General features: G+C 64.2%; 18 protein-coding genes. 1 reads left to right on the forward strand and 17 read right to left on the reverse strand.

Annotated features, from left to right (window positions below; genetic code table 11):
- Nucleotides 1-10: 10 nt before the first annotated feature.
- From QM618_RS01785 to QM618_RS01865, 17 genes are all read right to left on the reverse strand, one after another.
- Nucleotides 11-781 (reverse strand): hypothetical protein, encoded by a 771-nt coding sequence (locus tag QM618_RS01785; protein ID WP_428094076.1) that lies wholly within the window; start codon nucleotides 779-781, stop codon nucleotides 11-13.
- 4 nt (nucleotides 782-785) lie between these two features.
- Complete coding sequence (locus QM618_RS01790) at nucleotides 786-1,574, reverse strand: hypothetical protein (RefSeq protein WP_428094079.1); 789 nt, start codon at nucleotides 1,572-1,574, stop codon at nucleotides 786-788.
- The gene (gene pilM / locus QM618_RS01795; protein WP_428094082.1) at nucleotides 1,571-2,629 is read right to left on the reverse strand and encodes a type IV pilus assembly protein PilM; all 1,059 of its coding nucleotides are present in this window, start codon (nucleotides 2,627-2,629) and stop codon (nucleotides 1,571-1,573) included. The genes QM618_RS01790 and pilM overlap by 4 nt, the downstream gene beginning before the upstream one ends.
- 84 nt (nucleotides 2,630-2,713) lie before the next feature.
- Complete coding sequence (locus QM618_RS01800) at nucleotides 2,714-3,529, reverse strand: prepilin peptidase (RefSeq protein WP_428094085.1); 816 nt, start codon at nucleotides 3,527-3,529, stop codon at nucleotides 2,714-2,716.
- Nucleotides 3,529-5,127 carry a hypothetical protein gene (locus QM618_RS01805; protein WP_428094088.1) on the reverse strand — a complete coding sequence of 533 codons (1,599 nt, stop codon included), beginning with the start codon at nucleotides 5,125-5,127 and terminating at the stop codon, nucleotides 3,529-3,531. Before QM618_RS01805 ends, QM618_RS01800 begins: the two co-directional genes overlap by 1 nt.
- Nucleotides 5,124-5,798 (reverse strand): PulJ/GspJ family protein, encoded by a 675-nt coding sequence (locus tag QM618_RS01810; protein WP_428094092.1) that lies wholly within the window; start codon nucleotides 5,796-5,798, stop codon nucleotides 5,124-5,126. The genes QM618_RS01805 and QM618_RS01810 overlap by 4 nt, the downstream gene beginning before the upstream one ends.
- Nucleotides 5,795-7,801, reverse strand: a complete 2,007-nt coding sequence (locus tag QM618_RS01815; RefSeq protein WP_428094095.1) for a type IV pilus modification PilV family protein — start codon at nucleotides 7,799-7,801, stop codon at nucleotides 5,795-5,797. The genes QM618_RS01810 and QM618_RS01815 overlap by 4 nt, the downstream gene beginning before the upstream one ends.
- Nucleotides 7,802-7,894: 93 nt before the next feature.
- On the reverse strand, nucleotides 7,895-8,326 hold the full coding sequence (locus QM618_RS01820) for a prepilin-type N-terminal cleavage/methylation domain-containing protein (RefSeq protein ID WP_428094098.1): 432 nt from the start codon (nucleotides 8,324-8,326) through the stop codon (nucleotides 7,895-7,897).
- A gap of 187 nt (nucleotides 8,327-8,513) precedes the next feature.
- A complete protein-coding gene (locus QM618_RS01825; RefSeq protein WP_428094101.1) occupies nucleotides 8,514-9,746 on the reverse strand; it encodes a type II secretion system F family protein in 1,233 nt (410 codons plus the stop codon).
- A 2-nt stretch (nucleotides 9,747-9,748) separates the two neighbouring features.
- A complete protein-coding gene (locus tag QM618_RS01830; protein WP_428094104.1) occupies nucleotides 9,749-11,128 on the reverse strand; it encodes a type IV pilus twitching motility protein PilT in 1,380 nt (459 codons plus the stop codon).
- A gap of 79 nt (nucleotides 11,129-11,207) precedes the next feature.
- Nucleotides 11,208-12,881, reverse strand: a complete 1,674-nt coding sequence (locus tag QM618_RS01835) for a GspE/PulE family protein (protein WP_428094107.1) — start codon at nucleotides 12,879-12,881, stop codon at nucleotides 11,208-11,210.
- A gap of 89 nt (nucleotides 12,882-12,970) precedes the next feature.
- Nucleotides 12,971-13,801, reverse strand: coding sequence for a shikimate dehydrogenase (locus tag QM618_RS01840; protein ID WP_428094110.1), 831 nt, complete (start codon nucleotides 13,799-13,801; stop codon nucleotides 12,971-12,973).
- Between the two features lie 24 nt (nucleotides 13,802-13,825).
- Complete coding sequence (mltG, locus tag QM618_RS01845) at nucleotides 13,826-14,947, reverse strand: endolytic transglycosylase MltG (protein ID WP_428094113.1); 1,122 nt, start codon at nucleotides 14,945-14,947, stop codon at nucleotides 13,826-13,828.
- Nucleotides 14,940-15,407: a Holliday junction resolvase RuvX gene (ruvX, locus tag QM618_RS01850; protein ID WP_428094116.1), complete on the reverse strand. Its 468-nt coding sequence runs from the start codon at nucleotides 15,405-15,407 to the stop codon at nucleotides 14,940-14,942. Before ruvX ends, mltG begins: the two co-directional genes overlap by 8 nt.
- Nucleotides 15,408-15,413: 6 nt before the next feature.
- On the reverse strand, nucleotides 15,414-18,071 hold the full coding sequence (alaS, locus tag QM618_RS01855) for an alanine--tRNA ligase (protein WP_428094120.1): 2,658 nt from the start codon (nucleotides 18,069-18,071) through the stop codon (nucleotides 15,414-15,416).
- 85 nt (nucleotides 18,072-18,156) lie between these two features.
- Nucleotides 18,157-18,783 (reverse strand): 30S ribosomal protein S4, encoded by a 627-nt coding sequence (gene rpsD, locus QM618_RS01860; RefSeq protein ID WP_428094125.1) that lies wholly within the window; start codon nucleotides 18,781-18,783, stop codon nucleotides 18,157-18,159.
- Nucleotides 18,784-19,092: 309 nt separating this feature from the next.
- Nucleotides 19,093-20,421 carry a replication-associated recombination protein A gene (locus tag QM618_RS01865; protein WP_428094129.1) on the reverse strand — a complete coding sequence of 443 codons (1,329 nt, stop codon included), beginning with the start codon at nucleotides 20,419-20,421 and terminating at the stop codon, nucleotides 19,093-19,095.
- Between the two features lie 96 nt (nucleotides 20,422-20,517).
- Between QM618_RS01865 and QM618_RS01870 the strand changes: the two genes are divergently transcribed.
- A complete protein-coding gene (locus tag QM618_RS01870) occupies nucleotides 20,518-21,825 on the forward strand; it encodes a hypothetical protein (RefSeq protein ID WP_428094133.1) in 1,308 nt (435 codons plus the stop codon).
- Nucleotides 21,826-21,874: the final 49 nt, after the last annotated feature.

Here is a 21,874-nt window from a genome sequence, read left to right on the forward strand (position 1 = left end):
GCGCTGTTGGCTAGTTGCTGGGCTCTGGCGAGGGAGACGGGCTGGAGCCGTCGGTTTCGCCTTCTACCGGCGTCTCCTCGGTGAGGCCCGTGCCCGTGAGCACGAAGGTCTCGCTCGTGAAGGTGGCCGTGGTGGTGCCCTCTTCTGCGTCGGGCTCGGTGGACGGTGCAAGCTCCACGCCCGTGACCAGCACGATGCGGTTGGCGCCGGTCTGCAGGTCGTTGAGCGCGGAGAGGACGTCGTCGTACTTGCCCTCGATCGTGAGCGTCACGGGGATCGAGTAGAGCTCGGACTTGTTGGCGTTGGCGGAATTACCGTCGTCTCCGGCAGCGGGCTGCTCAGCGGCGGGGTCCTCCTCCGTTGCGGGCTCTTCCTCGGCGGTGGGGTCCTCTTCGGTGGCCGCGTCGTCCTCCGCTACCTTCTGCTGCTCAAGCATGGTCGCGGTGCCAAACTCCAGGCTCGTGATGACGACGTTGCGCTTCGCAGCGACGTCCGCGAACATGCGCTGCAGTTCCGCGTACATCTGCGTGGGCGGGATCTGCACCTGGAGCTCGGTTAGCTGGGCCTCGTACTGCGGCATTTCCGCGTACTGCTTCTTGAGCTTGTTCACCTGAACCTGAGTGTTCTCGTTGGCGTCCTCTTGCTGCACGGCCTGCTCACTCGCCTCTGAGGCGCTGGCAAGCACGGGAGAGATCAGCAGGAACCACGAGGCCGCGATGATGATGACCGCCGCCAAGGCGGTGAGCATCACGATGTTGCGCGAGGCTTGATTGTTCTTCATGTTCTTAGCCCTCGTCCCCGTCTTCTGACTCGTCTTCGGCCACCGGTTCCTGATCCGGGAAGGTGCGGTTGGCGAGCGCCTCTTCCGTCACCTGCACGGTTGAGGTCACCAGGTAAAGCTCCGTGCCATCCTCGTCTTGGAGCACCGAGCTCTGCAGGTTTGCGTCTGCAAGGCCAGGAACCGAGTTGAGGGCGTCGATCCACGCTGAGGCGTCGGGGAGAGTCTCGGAGAGCGCGGTAAAGCTGATTACCGCGATACCCGCGCGCGTCAACTCGTCCTGTCCGGGAGCGAGCTCCGCACCGGGGCTGATGCCCGCCACGTTGACGGTTTCGACCGTCACACCCGTTGGCAGAACCGCCTGGATCGAGTAGATGTAGGCGTTCCAGTTGACCTCGGTGCTCAGCGCGAAGGTGCGCGAGTCCTTGGTCTTGTTGATGCTGTTGAGAACCTGCGTCACCGGCGAGTACTTCTTTTTCTCCGCCGTGAGCTGGTCTGCCGCAGCGAGGGCGTCGTCGTGGCGCCCCTCTGCGCTAGCGCGGGAGAGGAAGGCTAGTGCATACACCGCGATGCACACCAGAATCAGCGCGGCGATCACCCAGATCATGCGCTTTTTGAGTACCGCGGTGTCGCGGCCCTGGAGCACCTCCGGCGGCATGAGGTTGACCTGCGGCCGCGGCGGGATGTTGTACTTCCCCGTCTTGGGAGCGCTTTCCACCTTGGGCTTCTTTGAGCCCCCGCCAAGCTGCCTCTTGAGGAGCGGAACCTTCTCCGTCACCTGGTCTTCGGTAGTCATGCCGCCACCCCCATTCCAAGGCCGATGGTCATCGCGAGCGTGGCTTCGCGTCCGCGTAGCGCATCCGCCTCGCGAACCTGCTTGCTAACCTGCACTCCCTCGAGCGGGTTGCCGAGCACCGTGCGCATGCGCGTTGTCGAGGCGATCGCCTGGCCAAGCCCGGGAACGAACGCGCCGCCGCCGGAAAGCACCACCGTGGTAACGGGGGCCCCTGGGGTTGTGGACGCGTAGAACGCGATGGAGTTGCGGATGCCGTCAACGAGGGTGCGCACCGTGCCGCCGAACGGCCCTGCGGCGCCCTGGTACTCGGCGGCGTCGGTGGCCGCGAGTCCGCGAGTGCGGAGAACCTGGAAGGCCTCCTCCAGCGAGATGCCCGTAGCGCGGGCAAAAGAGTCCGTGAGGTCTTGGGCGCCATTGGGAATGTTGCGCACAAACTTGGGCATGCCGTCGGTCGCTACAACCACCGAGGTGCCGCGTGAGCCGATGTCCACAAAGGCCACCGTTCCGCCGCTGAGTGCGCCGCGCGCCATGATCCTCAGGAGGGCAAAGCCAGCGAGGTCAATCACCACGGGGTTGAGGCCTGCCGCCTCGACCACCTGGAGGTTGGTGAGCACCGTCTCGCGGGCTGCTGCTACCAGCATGCCGTCGAAGGCGGGTGATCCGTCCGCGCCGGAGATCGAGGTGGTGGGGTAATACCCAAGCAGCGCCTCTTCAACGGGCATCGGGAGCAGATCCTGCACCTGGAACGGCAGAGCCGCCTGCAGTTGCTCCATGGGCAGCTGCGGCATCGTCAACGGGCGCACGGCCACGCGCTGGTTGCCAACGCCCATGATCACGTCCTTCGACGTGAAGCCACCCTTGGCCCACAGCGCCTTGAGGCCCTGCACCACCGTGGCGGCGTCCATGACTTCGCCATCGCGCACCGCGTTGAGGGGAAGGGGAATCTCCGCGTAACGCTGCAGCTCTACCTTCGTGCCTTTGGCGTCGCTTGACACCTCGGCAGCGCGCAGCGCCGTGCCTCCTATATCGAGGCCAATCGCAAGCTTCTTAGCCACGCCCATCCTCCTCCCGCGGAACGGATGTTCCACGCATTTGTGCTACGCCAGACATCGACATGTCGGCGGCAAATCTTGAGTTCGTCATGACGCCCATATCCCGGTGTAGGCGTCCCACAGTTGAGTTCCACACGCGATTCCCACCGCGGCTCCAGCGAACATGAACGGGCCGAACGGAACTCCGCTGCGTCGCCCCGCCTTCTTGATCGCGATCAGCGCTACCCCAACGATTCCCCCGATGATGAATGCGGAGAACGCTCCCACCACCAGCGGGCCCCACCCCAGCCATCCGAGCGCCATTCCCAAGACGCCGGCCAACTTCACATCGCCAAAGCCCATCCCGCCTGGATAGACCAGCGCCGCCACAAAGTAGAAGGCAAAGAGCGCCACGCCGCCGATCGCCGCCTGCGCGAGGGGCCACCAGTCCCCCGTGACGAAGCTCTCCGCCACGAACAGCACTGCTAGTACTGCGTACGACGGCAGCACCAGCGAGTCCGGAAGTCGGTGGTGTTCCAGGTCGATGACCGTGAGAGCCACGGCGATCGCCGCGAGGTAGGCATACGCGACGAACTCGATGCCCAGCCCAAACTTCCACCACACCAGCACAAAGAGCACCCCGGTGATGAGCTCCACCACCGGATACTTCGCCGAGATGTGTGCCCCGCAGTCCCGACACTTGCCACGCAGGATCAGCCACGACAGCACCGGGATGTTGTCTCGCTTGCGGATCTCGTGACCACACTGCGGGCACGCGCTTGGCGGGCTCACGATGGATTGACCATTGGGCACGCGCCAGGCCACCACGTTCAGGAACGAGCCGACGATGAGCCCCACGAGCCCCACGAATACCGGTATCGCCCATGTCACTGCGCCAAACTCTCCGGTTGCAGCCAGCGTCATCAGTCGGACCGTCCGGTCACTTCCTCGAAGTCACCAACGGAGGCGCCAACGGGAGTGTCCGGGACGTTCCACTTCTGCTTCTCATCGCTCGCGTTGCACGTGGCGACAATGACGGCGGTCCAGTTCTTGGCGCCGGAGGTGTCCGCCGAGATCTTCAGGTCGCTTGCGGAGAGACACCTGTTCCACTTATCGCGGATCGTGTATGCGAGCGCGGGATCCGAGTTGTACCCGTAGCGCGTCCACTTCGCTGCATCGCTTGAACAGTTGGAGTTGAACTTGGGGAAGCGGTAACTGTTGTTGGTGCCGTTACCAGGGCTTCCTGACAGCCCGGTCGACTCCGTCGACGTGAGGCAGTACGTGGTGGTGTTGTTCTCCTTCACCGTCACCGTAGTCTGCACCGACTCGATGTTCTCTCCAGGCTCGGCGTAGTACCACTTGTGGTTCCAGTCAAAGCCGCCGCTCCCTGTTGGGTCCTGCTTGCAGGGGTACGTAATCATGTACGAGTACCCAATGCTCTGGTTCGTTACGTCGAGGCAACGCCCAAACTGGTTCTGGTTCACCACCTGGTTTGTCGCGTACGAGGCATTTCCCTTACCTACCGCGGAGAGAGGCTGCAACGACGCGTACGTCACGGTGTTGGCGACGGACAAGCGGTCGCCTGCGTCGACGTGGTTGTCCGAGTTGACGATGTACGAGTTTGCATACGCGGTGTTGGCGGCGTTCTGGCCGCGCCACGTGTAAGAACCGGTCCACGAGAAGCGTTGGCCGAGCGGGTCCGCGGAGCCCGTGTCGCACTTCTGCAAGGTCATGGCAACAGGAGTGGCGTTAGCCGTGTTGCGCCCGGACCAGCACAGCGGGATCTTGCCGTCTCTGTCCGTTGACGTGAGGTGAATCATGTAGTCGTCGCGCCAGCTCCACGAGTTGAGATCCGTCTGATCCGCGCACGCGGCAGAACTCGCCGCTTGATACTTGATCTGCGAGTTCACGGCCGCACTGTCCGCGACCAAGCAGAAGGCGCTATCGGTATCGAGCACCATGCCACCACTCATCTTTCGCGTGGTGAGCTGGAACGTGTACGCGGCCTGAATCACGCGGTCCGCACGGTCGACGATCACCGTTGCAGTGTCGTCGAATCCCTCCGAGGTGATGATCGCGAAGTGCGGCACCTTCTTGAGACCGCCATTGACGCCCGTTCCTGTGAAGCACGGGAGCTTGTTCGAGGCCTTCCATGCGTCGTTCTTGCCGTCTGGGTCCTCAACAAAATACGAGACGGTCGCGGAGTAGTGCGCCTCGCCGCCCGTGCCGTCCACGGTGCCCGTGACGGTGCACGGCAACTTGTGGATGTCTCCCATCCACGCGCCGCTGACGTCCTTGGTGGTGGCGTTGCGGAATTGCGCAACCGCCGAGTCGATACCTGCCTGGGCGGCCACGATGGTGCGGCTGCTCTTGTTGGTGTAGAGCGTGGGAGTCACTTGCGAAATCACCAGGCTGAGCACAATCATCGCGAACATCGCGAGCACCGTCATCAGCAGGATGACGGAGAGCAGCGCCACGCCGCTGTCATCGCGCCTCGCGAGCAATTCACGGATCTTTGTCATGGTCGTTGCACCGATCCAGTCAGGCACACCTTGGTGACGCCGGGATTTGTGAGGGAAGCCGTGGAGGAGTTCTGTGCCACGAAGGACACGGCAAGCTGGCTACCGCGGGTGTCGCCGCTGGTGCCCATCCCTGCATCGAGGAAGATGTCGAGGCTCTGGTGCAGATACACCTTGCTACCGATCGTGCCTGCGCGGTGCACGGTGAAAGGCTGCTGCGCGGTCAGCGAGAGGTTGTTCCTGAGCCCTGTCACCATCGTGCGCCACGACGTCACGCTCGCCGGATCGCCCTGCTCCCATGTGCGTCGCTGCAGCTCATTGGTTGACTTCACGTAGCGCCACTGCACGCACTGGCTCTCTCCAGTGCCCGCGTTCTGCGGCACCCAGTACTCCACGTAAATGGACCCGCCCGCCGTGCCAGGAGTGTTGATATCGCTCGCGTACCGCAATTCCTTGTCGAAGCGCTGGAAGACCGTTCGCAGCTGCGACGAGGCGTCGGACGATGCCTGGCTCTTGACTGTGGTCTGCGCCATGGTGGACACGGCCGCCATGAACACTACGAGCACCACCGAGAAGATACCCATGGCAACGATGAGTTCCACCAAGGTCATGCCCTCGTCGCCCTTTGCATCGTCGCGCCGACGCGTGACACGTGCCCTAACTGCCGCAATCATCGAGTCACCGTCATCGTGGCGGTCGCGGAGAGCACCTGCGGAACGTACGTCGCTGCGGGAGTCGTCGCCGTCCAGGTTGTCTTGTAGGTCAGCACACAGTTTGTGCCCGCTGACGTTGCCGTGTACGTGATCGTGAACCGCAGAGGGTTGGTGGTGGTGGGCTGCGTGATCGTGGCGCTGCAGTTGCCACTGACTCTGGTGATCTCCTTGATCGTCAACCCCGAGTTGGGGTTGAAGTCGTTCGTCGTGCCAGTGGGGTTGAGGCTCACGTCATACGTGCGACTGTACGTGCCACTGCTCGAGACCAGAGACGTCACCGCTGCCGCCGGCGGCACCGGGACAACCGAGACCGTGATGGTGCTCGCCGCCGACGTAATCGTGCCGCTTGGAGAAACTGTCTGGTACGTGATGACGTAGTTGCCGATATTCGCGCTGGGGATGAACGTCAGCGCGGTCCCGGTGGCATTGAGCGCCGCGTTGCCATCGATCTTCACGGAGTTCCCAGGGGTGCCTGGCCCAGTGATGTTCGTGACCCTGATCTTGGTACCCGTGGGGTTGCCGGTCTCGGTGCGCCAGTCAATGGTCTGCGCGGTGGTGGGCGCGGCCGGGTACGTCTTGGTGATCGCCTTGGACGTTGGCGAGTTCTCGGTGGTGATCTTCACCTTCACCGGAGTGGGGTTTGGGTAGCGGATTCCGGAGCCCTTGGGGTCGTCTACGAGGTAGTACCAGAACTCTGTGGTCGTCTCAGTTGACGGCGCCGTGAAAGTGACATCGCCGGTGCCCGACACCGTGATACCAGCAGCAGCGAGGCTAGCCTTGTCGGCGGCACGCGCATCGAGCATCGCTTGGGTGACATCTTCAGTAGCGAACTGGTCTACGGTCTGGACCCACGCGGGAACGATTGTGGTCTTGCGATTCGTGGGGTCAATGTTCGTGACGCCAAAGTCGTTGCCCGTGAGCAGGTTGTTGATGACCGTGGTGCTGCCCGAGGCGACATAGAAGTTGTCCACCACCGGCGTGGGAAGCACGTGGACGGTCACGGTGCCCGGATCCACCGAGATTTCACCACTCGTTCCCTGCACCTTGTAGGTGAAGGTGGCCTTGCCGGAGACCGTTGTTGGAGCGGTGTAGTCGACGCCGTTGACGCCCTTGGCCGTATTGATAGCCACAGAGCCGGCGGAGCTGGGGCTCACCGCAGAGAGGTTCTTGACGGGGCTGGTGGTGCCCGATTCGTTGTAATCAACGGAGTCGTTCGCGACGATCGCGTGATACGTGGTACCGGATCCCGCCGCCACGCTGAACTCGTCGTCGTACGCGTACGGCATCAGCACGGTGTTCCACGTGGCATCTGCCGTGGGATCAATAAGCGTGCTGAGACGGTAGCTTTGCGCGGCGGAGCCGTCCGAGCTCTCATCCCAGCGCACCACCACACGAACGCGGTACATCTCGATGTAAGTGCCCGTATGTGCGTCCGCGGTCGGCGATATGGGAGCAGGGTTATCTTTCACACAGTTCTGGCTAGTCCCTGACGCGGCTTTGAGGCGGTAGCAGGTGCCAACGAGCGTGTCGATCGTGTACGTCTGGTTGTCTACCACCGCGGTGGTGCGGACTGGCACCCACTGATCGGCAACGGCGAGGCCCGTCTCGGGATCCCACTTGACGTTCATGTCCGCCGTGTCGGTTGCGTCGAGCGAGGTCGCATCCGTCCACACGGCCTTCACCGCCGACTCGGAGCGGCCCTTGATGGTGCCGATGGTTCCCACTGCGGTCACCGCGCCGCTCGAGACGGAGCGGGCCTTGTCCATCGCAGAGTTCGCAAGCGCCACGGCTGCCTGCTGCTTCTGCACGTGAGCGATGCTCTTCATGCCGTTGATGAAAAGCCCAAGCGCCGCCATCGCGATGAGTCCGAGCAGGAACAGCGCCCAGATCACCTCAACCAGGGTGAAACCCTCATCATCGCTAGCCGTGATGGCGCGTAGGCGCCTACGAATCGCGTTGATCATGGTGTCACCCCTCTCCCTTTGTTGGTGTGAATTGCCTCGGTGGTGGGGGCGGCTGACGCCGCCCCCACCACGCGGGACTCCAGGTGGATTGCCTTAGTTGGCGAGGCCACCGTCAGCGCTGTTGTAGACGATGCCAGCACCTGCGGCAATGTCGCCCTTGGTGTTGGTACCCGTCAGGATGTAGGACTCGCCGCCGGCCTGCAGGGCATAGTTGACGGCAGTCAGGTCGTCCGAGAGCTGAACGGTCACGGCGCCAGCAGTGGTGGACGTGAACGAGAACACGCCAGCGGTTCCCGAGGCGGTTGCCGGGTACGCCTGGTCGTCAACGTATGCCGTCTCGAGCTCGTTCGCGATGGTGCGGAGGTCAGACTTGACACCGGTGTCCACAGCCTTCTTGCGCTGGTTCATGAACACGGGGATCGCGATGGCGGCAAGGATGCCGATGATGATGATGACGACGAGAAGCTCGATAAGGGTGAAGCCCTTGTCCTTCTTCTCCATTGCCTTGTGAATGCGAGCGATCATGCTCGTTCTCCTTTTTCTGTATGAAGGGTGGCGGGGTGCCACCGGGTTCAAGCCGCCTTGCGGCGGAGCGGGCCGGCCCCACTTCACGGTGCCTTCCCTACTTCTTTCACACCCGGGCCACGGAGCCCGGACGCCCCCACTTTCGTGGAAGATTGCTGTTTTCACTATGGATTTGTGACGAACTCAACTAGCTGATCTGGTCGTAAATCGAGAACATGGGCAGATACATCGTGATGACCATGCCGCCGATCATGATTCCCACGAAGAGGATCATGATGGGCTCGATAAGGCTGGTGAGCTGCTCGGTGGTGGATTCGATCTCTTGGTCGTAGAAATCGGCAATCTTTTCCAACATGTCATCGAGCGCTCCGGTGTCCTCACCCACGGCCATCATTTGCGCCATCATGGGCGGAAACACGGGGCTCGCCTGTAGGGGCGCCGTGATGGAACGACCCTTGCGCACGGCGTCCATGATCTCTTGCGACGCCTGCTCCACGACCACGTTGCCGCTCGCCTCACCCACGATGTCGAGCGCCTGCAGAATCGGCACGCCGGCCGCGAGCATCGCGCTCAGATTGCGCGAGAAGCGAGACAGCGCGATCTTCTTGTTCAGGTTGCCGAACACGGGCATCTTGAGCTTGATCGGGTCCAAGAACTCGCGGATCTTGCGATCGTTCTTGTGCCCCCTCCACCACCAGGCGAACACGATGAGCAGCAGGATGATGGGGATGATCGCCACCTTGAGGAAGTCGGAGAGCGACATGAGGAAGCGCGTGGGCGCGGGGAGTTCGCCGCCCATCTCCGAGAACATGTTGCCGAACACCGGGATGATGAACAGCAGCATGGCGGTGGCCGCGATGATCGCGATCGCGAACACGACGATGGGATACGCCATCGCGGACTTGATCTTGCCGCGCAGCGCCACTTCCTTCTCAAAGTTCTCGGCTAGCGAGATAAGCGCCTTGTCGAGGAAGCCGCCAACCTCACCCGCCTTGACCATGTTGATCATGATGGGCGGGAACACCTTGGGGTGCTTCGCCAGGGCCGACGAGAACGAGCGACCGGTCTCCACCTCGGAGCGAACCTCGGTGAGGATCGCCGCGAGAGCCTTGTTCTCCGTCTGCTCCACGAGGATCATGAGCGCGCGCAGCAGAGACAAGCCCGAGTTGATCATGGTGGCCAACTGACGCGACATCACGGCCACGTCCTTGAGGCTGATCTTCTCCCCCATGCCGGGGATCTTGATCTCCATGTTCATACCGGTAGGCGTGGCATCGGTCACGGAAACGGGCGTCAATCCACGCTCGCGAAGTCGCGTGGCAACAGCCTGCTCGGAGGAGCCGGCCATGACGTCCTTGACGGTGTTTCCGCTCGCGTCGCGAGCGATGAAGTTGAAGCTCTTCGTTGCGGTAGCAGCCATGATTACGCTCCAACCCGTCCACACAGGCGGTTGAACTCTTCAACCGAGCGGCAAATCTCACGAGCGTTGTCGTAGCCAACCGCTCCGGATTTCACGAGCTCCGCGAGGTGCTGGTCCATGGACTGCATACCCATCGCCGCACCTGCCTGCAGCGCGGTGTAGATCTGGTGGGTCTTGCCGTCACGGATGAGGTTGCGGATGGCGGGCGTGGCCAACATGACCTCCACGGCCACCGCACGGCCGGGGCCGTCGGCACGGCGAAGAAGCGCCTGGCAGACCACGCCTTGGATGGCGGTACCGAGCTGAGTGCGCACCTGGTCCTGCTGCTCAGCCGGGAACACGTCGATGACACGGTCGATGGTCTGAGCGGCGTCTTGCGTGTGCAGCGTGGCGAACACAAGGTGACCGGTCTCTGCTGCGGTGAGCGCCACCTGGATGGTCTCGAGGTCGCGAAGCTCACCGATGAGGATGATGTCAGGGTCTTGGCGCAGCACGTGGCGAAGGGCGTTACCGAACGAGTGGGTGTCCGTTCCCACCTCGCGCTGGTTGACGAGCGAGCGCTTGTGGCGGTGCAGGAACTCGATGGGGTCCTCGACCGTCACAATGTGCGCCGCGCGGTTGCGGTTCGCAAGGTCGATGAGCGAGGCGAGCGTGGTGGACTTTCCGGAACCCGTGGGGCCCGTGACAAGCACCAGTCCACGCGGTAATCCCGCGAAGCCGGCAACCGCGGCAGGGATGCCAAGGTTCTCAAGCGGCTTGATCTCGTAGGGAATCTGGCGGAACACGGCGCCCACGGCGTCGCGCTGGCGGTACATGTTGACGCGGAAGCGGGACTCCCCAACGAGAGCATGGGAGAAGTCCAGCTCGAGGTCTTCCTCGAACTTCTCCCGCTGTGCCTGCGTGATGATCGAGTACAGCGAACGCTGCAGGCCGTCCGGCTTCATGCGCTCGTAGCCGGCTACCGCGGCCAGCTGGCCGTCAAGGCGCACCATGGGCGGCGAACCGGCCGTCAGGTGCAGGTCCGAGGCACCGAGGGCGACCATCTGGCGAAGCGCCGTGTTGATGTCGATGTCGTCCTCGTGGTGCTCTTGCGTCATGCCGATGCGCTGACCGGTCTGGGCACGCTGCGCGGCGGACTGACCCGCATTCGGAGCAGCAGCGGGCTGCGCGGGAACGGCGGCCGCAGCGGCCGCAGCAGCGGCGGCAAGCGGGTTGGCAGGAGCAGCCGGCGGGGCTGCGGCGGGAGCCTCAGGCTGAGCGTCCATCGGCGCCCACTGGCCAGCCGCAGGAGCAGCAGGAGCCGGCACTCCAGGAGCAGCAGCAACCGGTGCAGGAGCAGGCGCACCAGGCGCCCCAAGAATCGGTTCGGGGTTGTACGTCATGAGCGCGGCCCTCCCTTGGCTTTGGCGCGGGACGCCACGTGTATCGGCGCAAAACGGACGGCGCTGTAGATGGTCTTCATCACTTCACCACCCGGAACAGCTCTTCGAGCGAGGTGGTGCCCTCGACGACCTTGGCCCACCCGTCCTCGAGCAGCGTCTCCATGCCTGCGTCCTGCGCGGCACGCATGATGTCAGCGGTCGAGGACTGGCTCACTGTGAGGCGCTCAATGGCCTCGTCCACCACCATGATTTCGTGCAGCGCCACACGGCCGCGGTAGCCCGTGTTGGAGCAGCGCGAGCACCCAACGGCCTTCATGAGCGTGGGCACCACGTAGTCGGCTGGCATGCCAAGCGACTTGGGCAGCTGCTCCACCGTCACGCCCGTGTGCTCCTCGGAGCAGTGCGAGCACAAGCGGCGCGCAAGACGCTGGGCAACCACACAGTCAATAGCCGATCCCACGAGGAACGGCTCAATGCCCATCTCGGTGAGTCGCGTCATCGCGGACGGCGCGTCGTTGGTGTGGAGCGTGGAGAGCACAAGGTGACCGGTGAGTGCGGCCTCGATCGCGATCTGCGCGGTCTCGTGGTCACGGATCTCACCAACGAGCACAACGTCGGGGTCGGAACGCAAGATGGAACGCAGCGCGGACGCAAACGTCAAACCAGCCTTGACGTTCACCTGCACCTGGTTGATGCCGGGGATGCGGTACTCCACCGGGTCCTCAACGGTGATGACGTTGATCTCCGGGCGCGACACCTGGTTGAGCGTGGCGTACAGCGTGGTGGATTTACCGGAACCGGTAGGCCCGGTGACCAGGATCATGCCGTACGGCTTGGTGAACGACTCCGCGTAGCGATCGTAGTTGTGCGGCCGCAAACCGAGATCTGCCAGGTCCAACGTGGCCGTGGAGTTGTCGAGAATACGCATGACGACCTTCTCGCCCCACACCGTGGGAAGCGTCGCCACACGAAGGTCGATCTTGCGGCCTTGGTGGTTCACCGAGAGGCGGCCGTCCTGAGGCTTGCGGCGCTCCGCAATGTCGATGTCGGCCATGATCTTGAGGCGAGACGTCACGCCAGCAGAGATCGCCTTGGGCGCCCGCTGCATCTCGTGTAGCACGCCGTCGATGCGGTAGCGCACCGTGAGGTCCGTCTCCGTGGGCTCAATGTGGATGTCAGAGGCCCGGTCCTGCACGGCCTGCGTGATAAGCAGGTTCACGAAGCGCACGATCGGCGCGTCGTCCTCCACCGCTGCGGAGAAGTCGAGTGACTCAAGAGACGTTGCCGCCTCTTCTTGCTGCATCTCCTCTTGCAGGCCCTCGAGTTCGTTGTCCGCGCGACAGTACCGGTCGATCGCCTGCACCACGTCGTCGTACGTGGCCACGAGCGGCTCCACGGGCATGCGCGTGAGCGTGCGGAAGTCGTCGACGGCAACCACGTTGCCGGGGTTCGACATCGCGATCTTCAACACGCCGTCGGCGATCGACACGGGAATGGCGTTGTGCCTGCGGCATACGGATGCGGGAACCAGGGCGATTGCGGTGCGGTCAACGGGGTATTCGCCGAGTTCGACGAACTCCATCCCCACCTGGCTGGCAAGAGCGCGCACAAGCTGGGTTTCGCTGATGATGCCCAGCTCAACGAGCGTGCGACCGAGGCTCTGGCCCCGGTTCTGCTGCTCGTCGATGGCATCCATCAACTGGTCCTCGGTGAGCGCACCGCTCTCCAGGAGGATCGAACCCAGTTGCTTCACGGAGACTCCCTCAGCCCGCAAATCCCAATCGCACCAAATCGGTACGGATGGGACGTTATCAGCGCCGCGGGTCCGGTTTCACGTCCGTGTTAGGTATTCAACACGGCACCCAGAGCGGCGTTCATCTCCTCTATCGGCGCGCTGAGCCCAGTCATGAGTCTCACTTGTTCCGCGGCCTGGTGCAGAAGCATCCGCTCGCCCCCAACGCGCGCCCCACCGGCCGCCTCCCACGCCTCGCCAAGCGGCGTCACAAGCGGTGAGTACACCACGTCTAGCAAGGTGCCCGACGCTGTGGTGAGTTGAGCGCCCACGCTGCCTCCAGCGTCGGCCGGGATGGTGGAAATGGTGACGTCCGCTCCCCCGGCGAACTGCGCGGCCTCCGTGAGATCGGCAAATCGAATGGTGACGCCCATCTTGGTGGCGGCGCGCAGCAGGGCGCCTGCGCGCGAGCGATCGCGCACCGCCACAACGGGGGCCGTCACGCCCAGCTGTCCAAGCGCGGCCATCGCGGAGGTTGCCGTGGCTCCCCCGCCAATGATCACGCCCGTGGTCGCGGAGGTCACTCCGGCCTCGCGCAGCGCGGCAACGATGCCCTGCACATCCGTGTTGGCGCCCACGAGATGGCGCTGATCCGCGAAGCGCTGAAAGAGCACCGTGTTGACCGCGCCGACGATCTTGGCCATGGGCTCGATGAAGTCCATCAGGGGCACGGCCTCCACCTTGAGAGGCATCGTCAGCGACAGTCCAGCCCACTCGGGGCCAAGACCGTCGATGAACGCCGCAAGCCCGCCCGAATCGACGTCAACGGCTTCGTAATGCCACGGCAGACCTAGCGCCTGGTACGCGGCGCGATGCAGCACGGGCGAGAGCGAGTGCGCAATGGGATGGCCTAGGACGGCCGCGCGGCGAGTTTCAAGCACCCCGTGATTCAAGCACAGGAACGGCTACTTGCTTGGGTGCTCGTCCAGCCACTTGTTCAACTGCTTCTGGTACTTCAGGTGCTGCTGGTACGTCTTGGCGTACTTGGTCTTGCCCGTGTCGAGGTTCACGGTGACAAAGAACAGGTAGTCCGTCTCCGCGGGGTTGACCACGGCAGCGATCGACTCCTCACCGGGGCTCGCGATGGGACCCGGCGGCAGGCCCGTGTTGAGGTGCGTGTTGTACGGGGAGTCCGTGGCCAGCTCTGACTTGGTGAGCACCGCGCCCGCATCCGGGAGGATGTACTTGAGCGTGGAGTCGAATCCGAGCGGCATGCCGTCCTCGATGCGGTTGTTGATGACCGACGCGATGAGCGGGCGGTCCTCGTCAAGCTTGGCCTCGCGCTCCACGAGCGATGCCTCGGTGAGCACGGCCTCGCGCTTCTTGGCGGGGACGTCGTACTTGTCGAGGATCGTGACCGTCTTGGCAACCATCGTGGTGAGCACTTCGGTGGGGGTCACGCCGGGGTTGAAGTCGTACTTCGCGGGGAAGAGCCAGCCTTCAAGGTTGCCCTTTGCCTCCGCGGGAAGGCCCAGCGCCTCAGTGTCCTTCGCGGCAGCCCGCACATCTTCGATGCTCGCTCCAGTACCAGCGGCGATGCGCTCGTAGAACTTCTCGAGCGTGGAGCCCTCGGCAACGGAAACCGTCTTGAGGTCGCGGTTGTCAGGGTCAAGCAGCGACTGCAGCGCGTACTCGGCCTTCATCTCGCGATGCATGAAGTAGTAGCCGGGGACGATCGACTGCGAATCGGGGTTGGCGTTCCACTCCTGGAGGAAGGCCTGGCGGGACGCGATGACGCCGGAGTCCATGAGGGTGGTGGCGATGTCCGCACCGGTGTCCCCGGAATTCACCACCACCTGGATGGTGCCCTGGCCCGTGCCCGTGTAGTCCGCGATCTCAGTCTTGGAACGCTCAAACGTGCCTACGAAGTTGTACGCCACGGACGCGCCAAGGGCGAAGATGACGACGCCAGCAACGGTGGCCACAAGGGTCCACTTGCGGCGGGTTGCGCGGCGCTTATTGCGCTGCAACCGACGCAAGTCGAGCGTCGTGGTCGTGGCAGTTTCAGCCTCAAAGAGATCAGTCATTGTTTCCCTCGTGCGGAATCCTCTTGGTCACAATACCCAGATTCCCTCGTCTGTCTACGTCTAGTGCGCTCTCAAGGATCACCACCGCGGCTGCCTGGTCGATGACCTGGCGCTGCTTCTTGGCCGACCTCCCCGCACCCGTCAGGGCGCGCGAAGCGGTCGTCGTTGAGAAACGCTCATCGATCAAACGAACGTCGGCGCTGGTGAGTTCCGCAACTCTCCTCGCAAACTCCTCGGCCATCGCCGCGCTCGTTCCCTCACCGCCCCTGAGCGTCTTGGGAAGCCCAATGAAGATGGCGATGGCGTTCCTGTCCGACGCTATGGCGGCCACGCGCTCGGCGTCACCTTCGCCGGTGGTCACGGTTTCCACGGGGAACGCCATGATGCCGTCGGGGTCGCTTGCTGCGACGCCGATCCTCACGGATCCGACGTCGACTCCAAGCCGCACTCCTGCGTCCATGGATCCTTAGCCGCGCCCAGCCAGCGCGGCCTCGATAGCCGCCACAGCGTCGGGCACCTTGGTGACGTCCGTGCCGCCTCCCTGGGCAACGTCTGCCTTGCCGCCGCCGCCACCGCCGAGGATCTGGCTTGCGGTCTTGACCAGGTCGCCGGCGGCGAAACCCTTGTCGCGAGCGGCGCCGTTGGTGGCGATCACCACGCTTGGCCTGTCGCCCGCGTTGAACAGCGCAACCACAACCGGCTCGCCCTCGCCGAGGCGCGCACGAACGTCCAAGACAAGGGTGCGCAGGGTGTCTCCACTCGCACCGTCCGCAACCGCGACTACGGCCTTGACGCCGCTGATCACGGTGGCTCCCGCGGCGAGGGTCTCTGCGGCGCGCAGCGCGGCCTGCTCCTCGAAGGCCGCGAGCTTCTTCTCGGTGGCCGCGAGGCGGCTCACGAGGCTCTCCACCCTGCCAACGAGCTCACCAGGTTGGGTCTTGAGGCTGCTGCTGAGCTCGCTCACAATGGCGCGTTCAGCGGCGAGGTGCTTGAACGCGTCGGCGCCAACGAGCGCCTCGATGCGGCGCGCACCGGAGCCAACGGAGCCTTCGCCCGTCACGGACACTAGGCCAATCTCGCTCGACGAGCCCACGTGGGTGCCGGCGCACAGCTCGCGGCTGAACGGGCCGCCGATCTCCACCACGCGCACGCGATCACCGTACTTCTCGCCGAACAGCGCCATCGCGCCGAGCGCCTTGGCCTCGTCGAGCGCCATGACCGTGGTGGTCACGGGCAGGTTTTCGCGAATCGTGCGGTTGGCGATTCCCTCGATGTCTTGGCGCGTCTCGTGGCTCACCGGCTGAGTCCACGAGAAGTCGAGGCGCATGTAGCCGGGCTTGTTGTAGGAGCCCGCCTGGTTCGCGTTCTTGCCGAGGGTCTCGTGGATAGCGGCGTGAATGAGGTGCGTTGCGGAGTGAGCGCGGCTCGCGTCACGGCGGTTGATCACGTCAACCTCCGCGGCTACGGGGTCACCCTGCGCGATCTCACCCTCTTCAATGGTCACCGTGTGCACGATGAGGTCCTTGACGGGCTTCTGGACGTCGATGACGTTGAGCGTGCCGTGCTGGCCACGAATCGTGCCCGTGTCGGCGTCCTGGCCACCTGACTCGGCGTAGAACGGGGTCTCGTCGAGCACCAGCTCAACCGTCTCGCCCACACGGGCGGCCGGAACCGTCACGCCGTCCTTGATGATCGCCACCACTTGCGCGGAGGCTTGAAGCTCGTCGTAGCCGCGGAAGTGCGTGGCACCGTGAGTGAGTAGGTCCTGATACACCGCGGTGTCCGCGTGCCCGCCCTTCTTAGCCTTAGCGTCGGCCCGTGCCCTGTCCTTTTGCTCCTGCATGAGCGCGCGGAAGCCGGCCTCATCAATGCTGAGGCCTTGTTCTGCGGCCATTTCGAGCGTGAGGTCGAATGGGAAGCCGTAGGTGTCGTGAAGCTGGAAAACGTCCTTGCCGGGCAGGCTCTTCGAGCCCGCGCTCTTCGCTTTCGCGACGGCGGTGTCGAGGATGACGGTGCCGTTCGCGAGGGTGCGGCGGAACGCGTCCTCTTCTGTGTACGCGATGCCGCTGATGCGGTCGAAGTCGGTGGCGAGCTCCGGATAGGAGGGGCTCATGGCGTCACGGCTCGTGGTGAGCAGCTCCGGCATCACCGAGTCGTCAACGCCAAGAAGGCGCATCGCCCGAAGGCTGCGGCGGAACAGGCGGCGCAGAACGTAGCCGCGCCCCTCGTTACCAGGCACAACGCCATCGCCGATGAGCATCAGGCTAGAGCGGACGTGATCGGCGACCACGCGCATCCACACGTCGTCCGTCTGGTTGGCTCCGTACGCGCGGCCGCTCAGCTCCTCGGCCTTGCGGATGACGGGGATGACCTCGTCGATCTCATACATGTTGGCGACGCCCTGCTTGAGGTAGGCGACGCGCTCCAGGCCAAGGCCGGTGTCGATGTTCTTCTGGCGCAGCTCGCCGAGGATGGGGAAGTTTTCCTTCTCTCCCGCCCCGCGCTGGAACTGCATGAACACGAGGTTCCAGATCTCGATGTAACGGTCCTCGTCGACGACGGGGCCGCCATCAAGGCCAAAGTCCTTGCCGCGGTCAATGTAGATCTCGCTGCAGGGACCCGCGGGGCCCGGCTGGCCCGTGGACCAGAAGTTGTCCTTCATGCCGCGGCGCTGGATGCGCTCTTCAGGAAGCCCGGCGATCTCTCGCCACAACTGGAAGGCCTCGTCGTCGTCCTGATAGACGGTCACCCAGACGTCATCGGGGTCGAAGCCGTACTTGCCCTCTGATTCGGCGCCCGTGACGAGGTCCCACGCATACGTGATGGCGCCCTCTTTGAAGTAGTCACCAAAGGAGAAGTTGCCGTTCATCTGGAAGAACGTGCCGTGACGGGTGGTCTTGCCCACCTCTTCGATGTCAGGGGTACGAATGCACTTTTGCACGCTCGTGGCGCGCGACCACGGGGGCTGCTGTTCCCCCGTCATGTACGGGATGAACGGCACCATGCCAGCCACCGTGAAGAGCAACGACGGATCCGGCGAGATGAGCGATGCCGAAGGCACCACCGCGTGGCCGTTGGACTCGAAATAGTCCAACCAACGCTGACGAATCTCGGCGGTACGCATGTTCTCCTCCTGATACAGCAACGCCGCCGAACCCGTCAGCGAAAGCCTGGGTTCGGCGGCGATAGCTTGTGGCTAACTAACCCTACTAGCGTGCGTAGTACTCAACGACGAGCTGCACGTCACACGTGACGGGCACCTCGGCACGCTTGGGGCGGCGCACCAGCTTGGCGGTGAGCTTCTCGAGCGTGACGTCGAGGTAGTCCGGAACCTCGGGGAGCACATCGCGGTGCGCACCAGCGGCGGCAGCCATGTAGGGCTCGAGGGTCACGGCCTTGGGCTTGATCTGGATGGTCTGGCCAGGCGTCACGCGGAATGACGGGCGGTCCACGATCTTGCCGTCAACGAGGATGTGGCGGTGCAGCACCGTCTGGCGGGCCTGCAGGATCGTGCGGGCAAAGCCGGCACGCAGCACGAGGGCGTCAAGGCGCATCTCGAGCAACTCGACAAACGCCTCACCGGTAAGACCGGACTCCTTCTTCGCCTCGGCGTAGGTGGAGGTCATCTGCTTCTCACGAAGGCCGTACTGGGCGCGCAGACGCTGCTTCTCGCGCAAACGGACGGCGTAGTCGCTTTCCTTACGGCGCGCGGTGCGGCCGTGCTCGCCCGGGGGGTAGGGGCGCTTCTCGAAGTGCTTGACGGCCTTAGGCGTCAGGGCGATACCGAGGCTGCGCGACAGGCGAACCTGGCGACGTGCCTTCTGAACTGAAGTCAAGGTGAATCCTTAAGTGTGGTGAACGCGCAAGCGTGTTCGTATGCCAAAAAAGCTTGTGAATTGTCGCGGGAGCAGCAGCCAACCGCCCGCGAGGGCTCATCAAGTGTAGCAAAGGGCGCGTACGGACGCCAGCAAACCCGTCGGCCAACTCCGTCTCGCCGATCACCCCTCCACACACGGCGATCGCCTCTCCACACAATCTGCTGGTCCATCTTGAGGTCCAGGCGATCTACCAGGGACGTCACTCCGGGCGAGCCTGAGTAGCGCGGGAAATGTGTGGAGGGGCGATCGCCGTGTGTGGAGGGGTGTTCAGGATTCGCGGCCTAGGAGCTTGCGGATTACCGCCCGCCGCTCCCCCAGCGTGCGCTCAAAACCATGGTCCGTTGGTTCGTAGTAGATGGCGTCCGCAACGGAGTCCGGTAGGTACTGCTGGGCCGCGACCCCGTGCTCGGCATCGTGCGCGTACTGGTAGCCCTTACCGTGGCCGAGACCCTCGGCGCCCGCATAGTGGGCATCCCTCAGATGAGGAGGGACGGTGCCCGCGCGGCCAGCGCGCACGTCCGCGATCGCGCGGTCGATGGCCAGGTATGAGCGGTTGGACTTGGGCGCGAGGGCAAGGTACGAGGTGGCCTCGGCGAGCACGATGCGGCCCTCCGGCATGCCGATAAAGCTCACGGCGTCCGCAGCGGCCTGCGCAACCACGAGACCCTGCGGATCTGCGAGGCCCACATCCTCTGCCGCGAGGATAACGAGGCGCCTCGCAATGAACCGCGGGTCCTCCCCCGCCACGACCATGCGCGCCAGGTAATGCAACGCGGCGTCGACGTCGCTGCCGCGCACGGACTTGATGAACGCGCTGATGACGTCGTAGTGCTGATCGCCGGACTTGTCGTAGGCGACGAGCGCGGCGTCCATGGCGCGCTCCGCGAGTTCACTCGTCACCGTGCCGCCGGGTCCAGCGGCGTCCGCGATCGCCTCGAGCAGCGTGAGTGCCTTGCGAGCGTCGGCGCCCGCGACGCGAACGACGTGGTCCTTGGCCTCCTCCTCCACTGCCACGGCGCCCGCGAGCCCACGCTCGTCATCGATGGCCCTGTCGAGAAGGGTGCGAACGCTGTCTTCGGTAAGCGGCTTGAGCGTCAGCAACAAGCTGCGGCTCAGCAGCGGGCCCACCACGGAGAAACTCGGGTTCTCTGTAGTTGCGCCAATGAGAGTGACCCAACGGTTCTCCACGGCGGGCAACAGCGCGTCTTGCTGCGTGCGCGTGAAGCGGTGAATCTCATCAACGAAGAGAACCGTTTCCCGCTCGCCGGTGGCGATGCGGCGCTTGGAATCGTCAATGACCGCCCGCACGTCCTTGATCCCCGCGGTGACGGCGCTGAGCTCAACGAAGCGCCGATTGCCGGCAACGAGGTAGGCGAGCGTGGTCTTACCCGTGCCAGGAGGACCCCACAGGACAATCGAAGCTGCCGCGGCGTCGGGCCCAATGAGGCGTACCAAAGGCGAGCCGTCCGCGAGGAGGTGCTCCTGGCCAACCACCTCGCCAAGCTCGCGGGGGCGCATTCTCACCGCGAGTGGCGCGTTGGCGGCTGGCTCGGGGACGCCCGTGGCAGACGTCGCCTGCGCGTCGAAGAGGTCCACGCCGCAAGCCTACGTGGGCGGCGCGCCACGGTGGCCCTGCGTGTGCCGTACTGGGCGCCAACCGGAGTAGCGTGTCCTGAGGAAATTGGAGGCGACGTGACATTCGCGATCGGCAAGCCTGCTATCAATCAGGACAACAACGGCATCACCATCGAGTCAGAGCTGACGTTCGGTGGATCGAGCACGCACGTGTGGTTCCGCGTGCCGGAGAGGTACGCGCCCAGCGAGGAGTCGATCGGCGATGCGTTCCTCGCGTCGATGCTTCCCGTCGCCATGGGGCGCGGCGAAGACGTCGTGATTGACGCTCCCGTGAGCGCGAAGCTCCTTGAGGGCATCGAGAGCATTCAGGCGATCTACGCCTCGTGGTACCCCAAGGTCATGAAGCGCGTGAGCATCGAGGTGGAGGCCGCGGTGACACCGCAGCCAAGCGGTCTTGACCGCACCTTCTCGTGCTTCACGGGTGGCGTGGACTCCTTTTACACGCTCGTCAAGAACAAGGACGACCTCGACGCGGTGCTCTACGTGGATGGGTTCGACGTGCCGCTCGGCAACATCGTGCTCGCACGCAAGGTGCACGAGACCGTGCAGTCCGTTGCCGATTTCCACGGCAAGGACGCGGTGTTCCTCGCCACCAACCTCAAGGGCTTCACCGATCGCGAGGCCAACTGGGGTCTCGTTGCGGTTGGGCCGGCGCTCGCAGGCGCGGGCCTCATCCTGCAGGGCAACTTCGACACGATGCTCATCCCGTCGTCGCACTCGTATCGCCAGATGTTCCCGTGGGGCTCGCACGTCATGCTTGATCATCTGTGGACGTCCGACCGCCTTACCGTGGTGCACGACGGCGCGGACGCCTCGCGCATCGACAAGACGCTTGCCATCAGCACTGAGCCAAGCGCGTTCAACTATTTGCGAGTGTGCTGGCAGAACAAGGGCCCGTACAACTGCGGTCAGTGCGAGAAGTGCCTGCGCACGATGACGGCGCTTGAGATCATGGGCGCGCTCAAAGACTTCACCGTCTTTCCTGAGACGGACCTGCCGGCCGCCCTTCGCGCCCTCAAGATCTCCGGCCAGAACGGTCTCGAGTTCCAGTTGGAGAACCTGGAGTATGCGGAACTCATTGGCAGCACGTCTGCTGCCGTGCCCGCGCTCACCGCGGCCGTGGAGAACTTCCAGAAGCGCAGCGGAGGCGCCACCGGCCCCGCCCCCACGCCGTACGCCGGCAGCCGCGCGGCGTACGTTCCCGCGTTGCGCAGGGAGGTTGCGGGCCTTCGCAAGGAAGTCGCGCGCCTCACCAAAGAGACCGCGGCGCTGCGCGCCGAGGTTAAGGGAAAGTCGTCAAACCCCAGCCTGCCCACGCGCGCATGGCGCAAGGCAAAGCGCACAGTGGCCCCGAAGAAGGCGTAACCCTGTCGCCCACCTGAGGCGCCTAAGCGTGCGCTACATTGACTTCCGA

Source organism: Demequina sp., assembly GCF_049841215.1.
GTDB lineage: Bacteria > Actinomycetota > Actinomycetes > Actinomycetales > Demequinaceae > Demequina.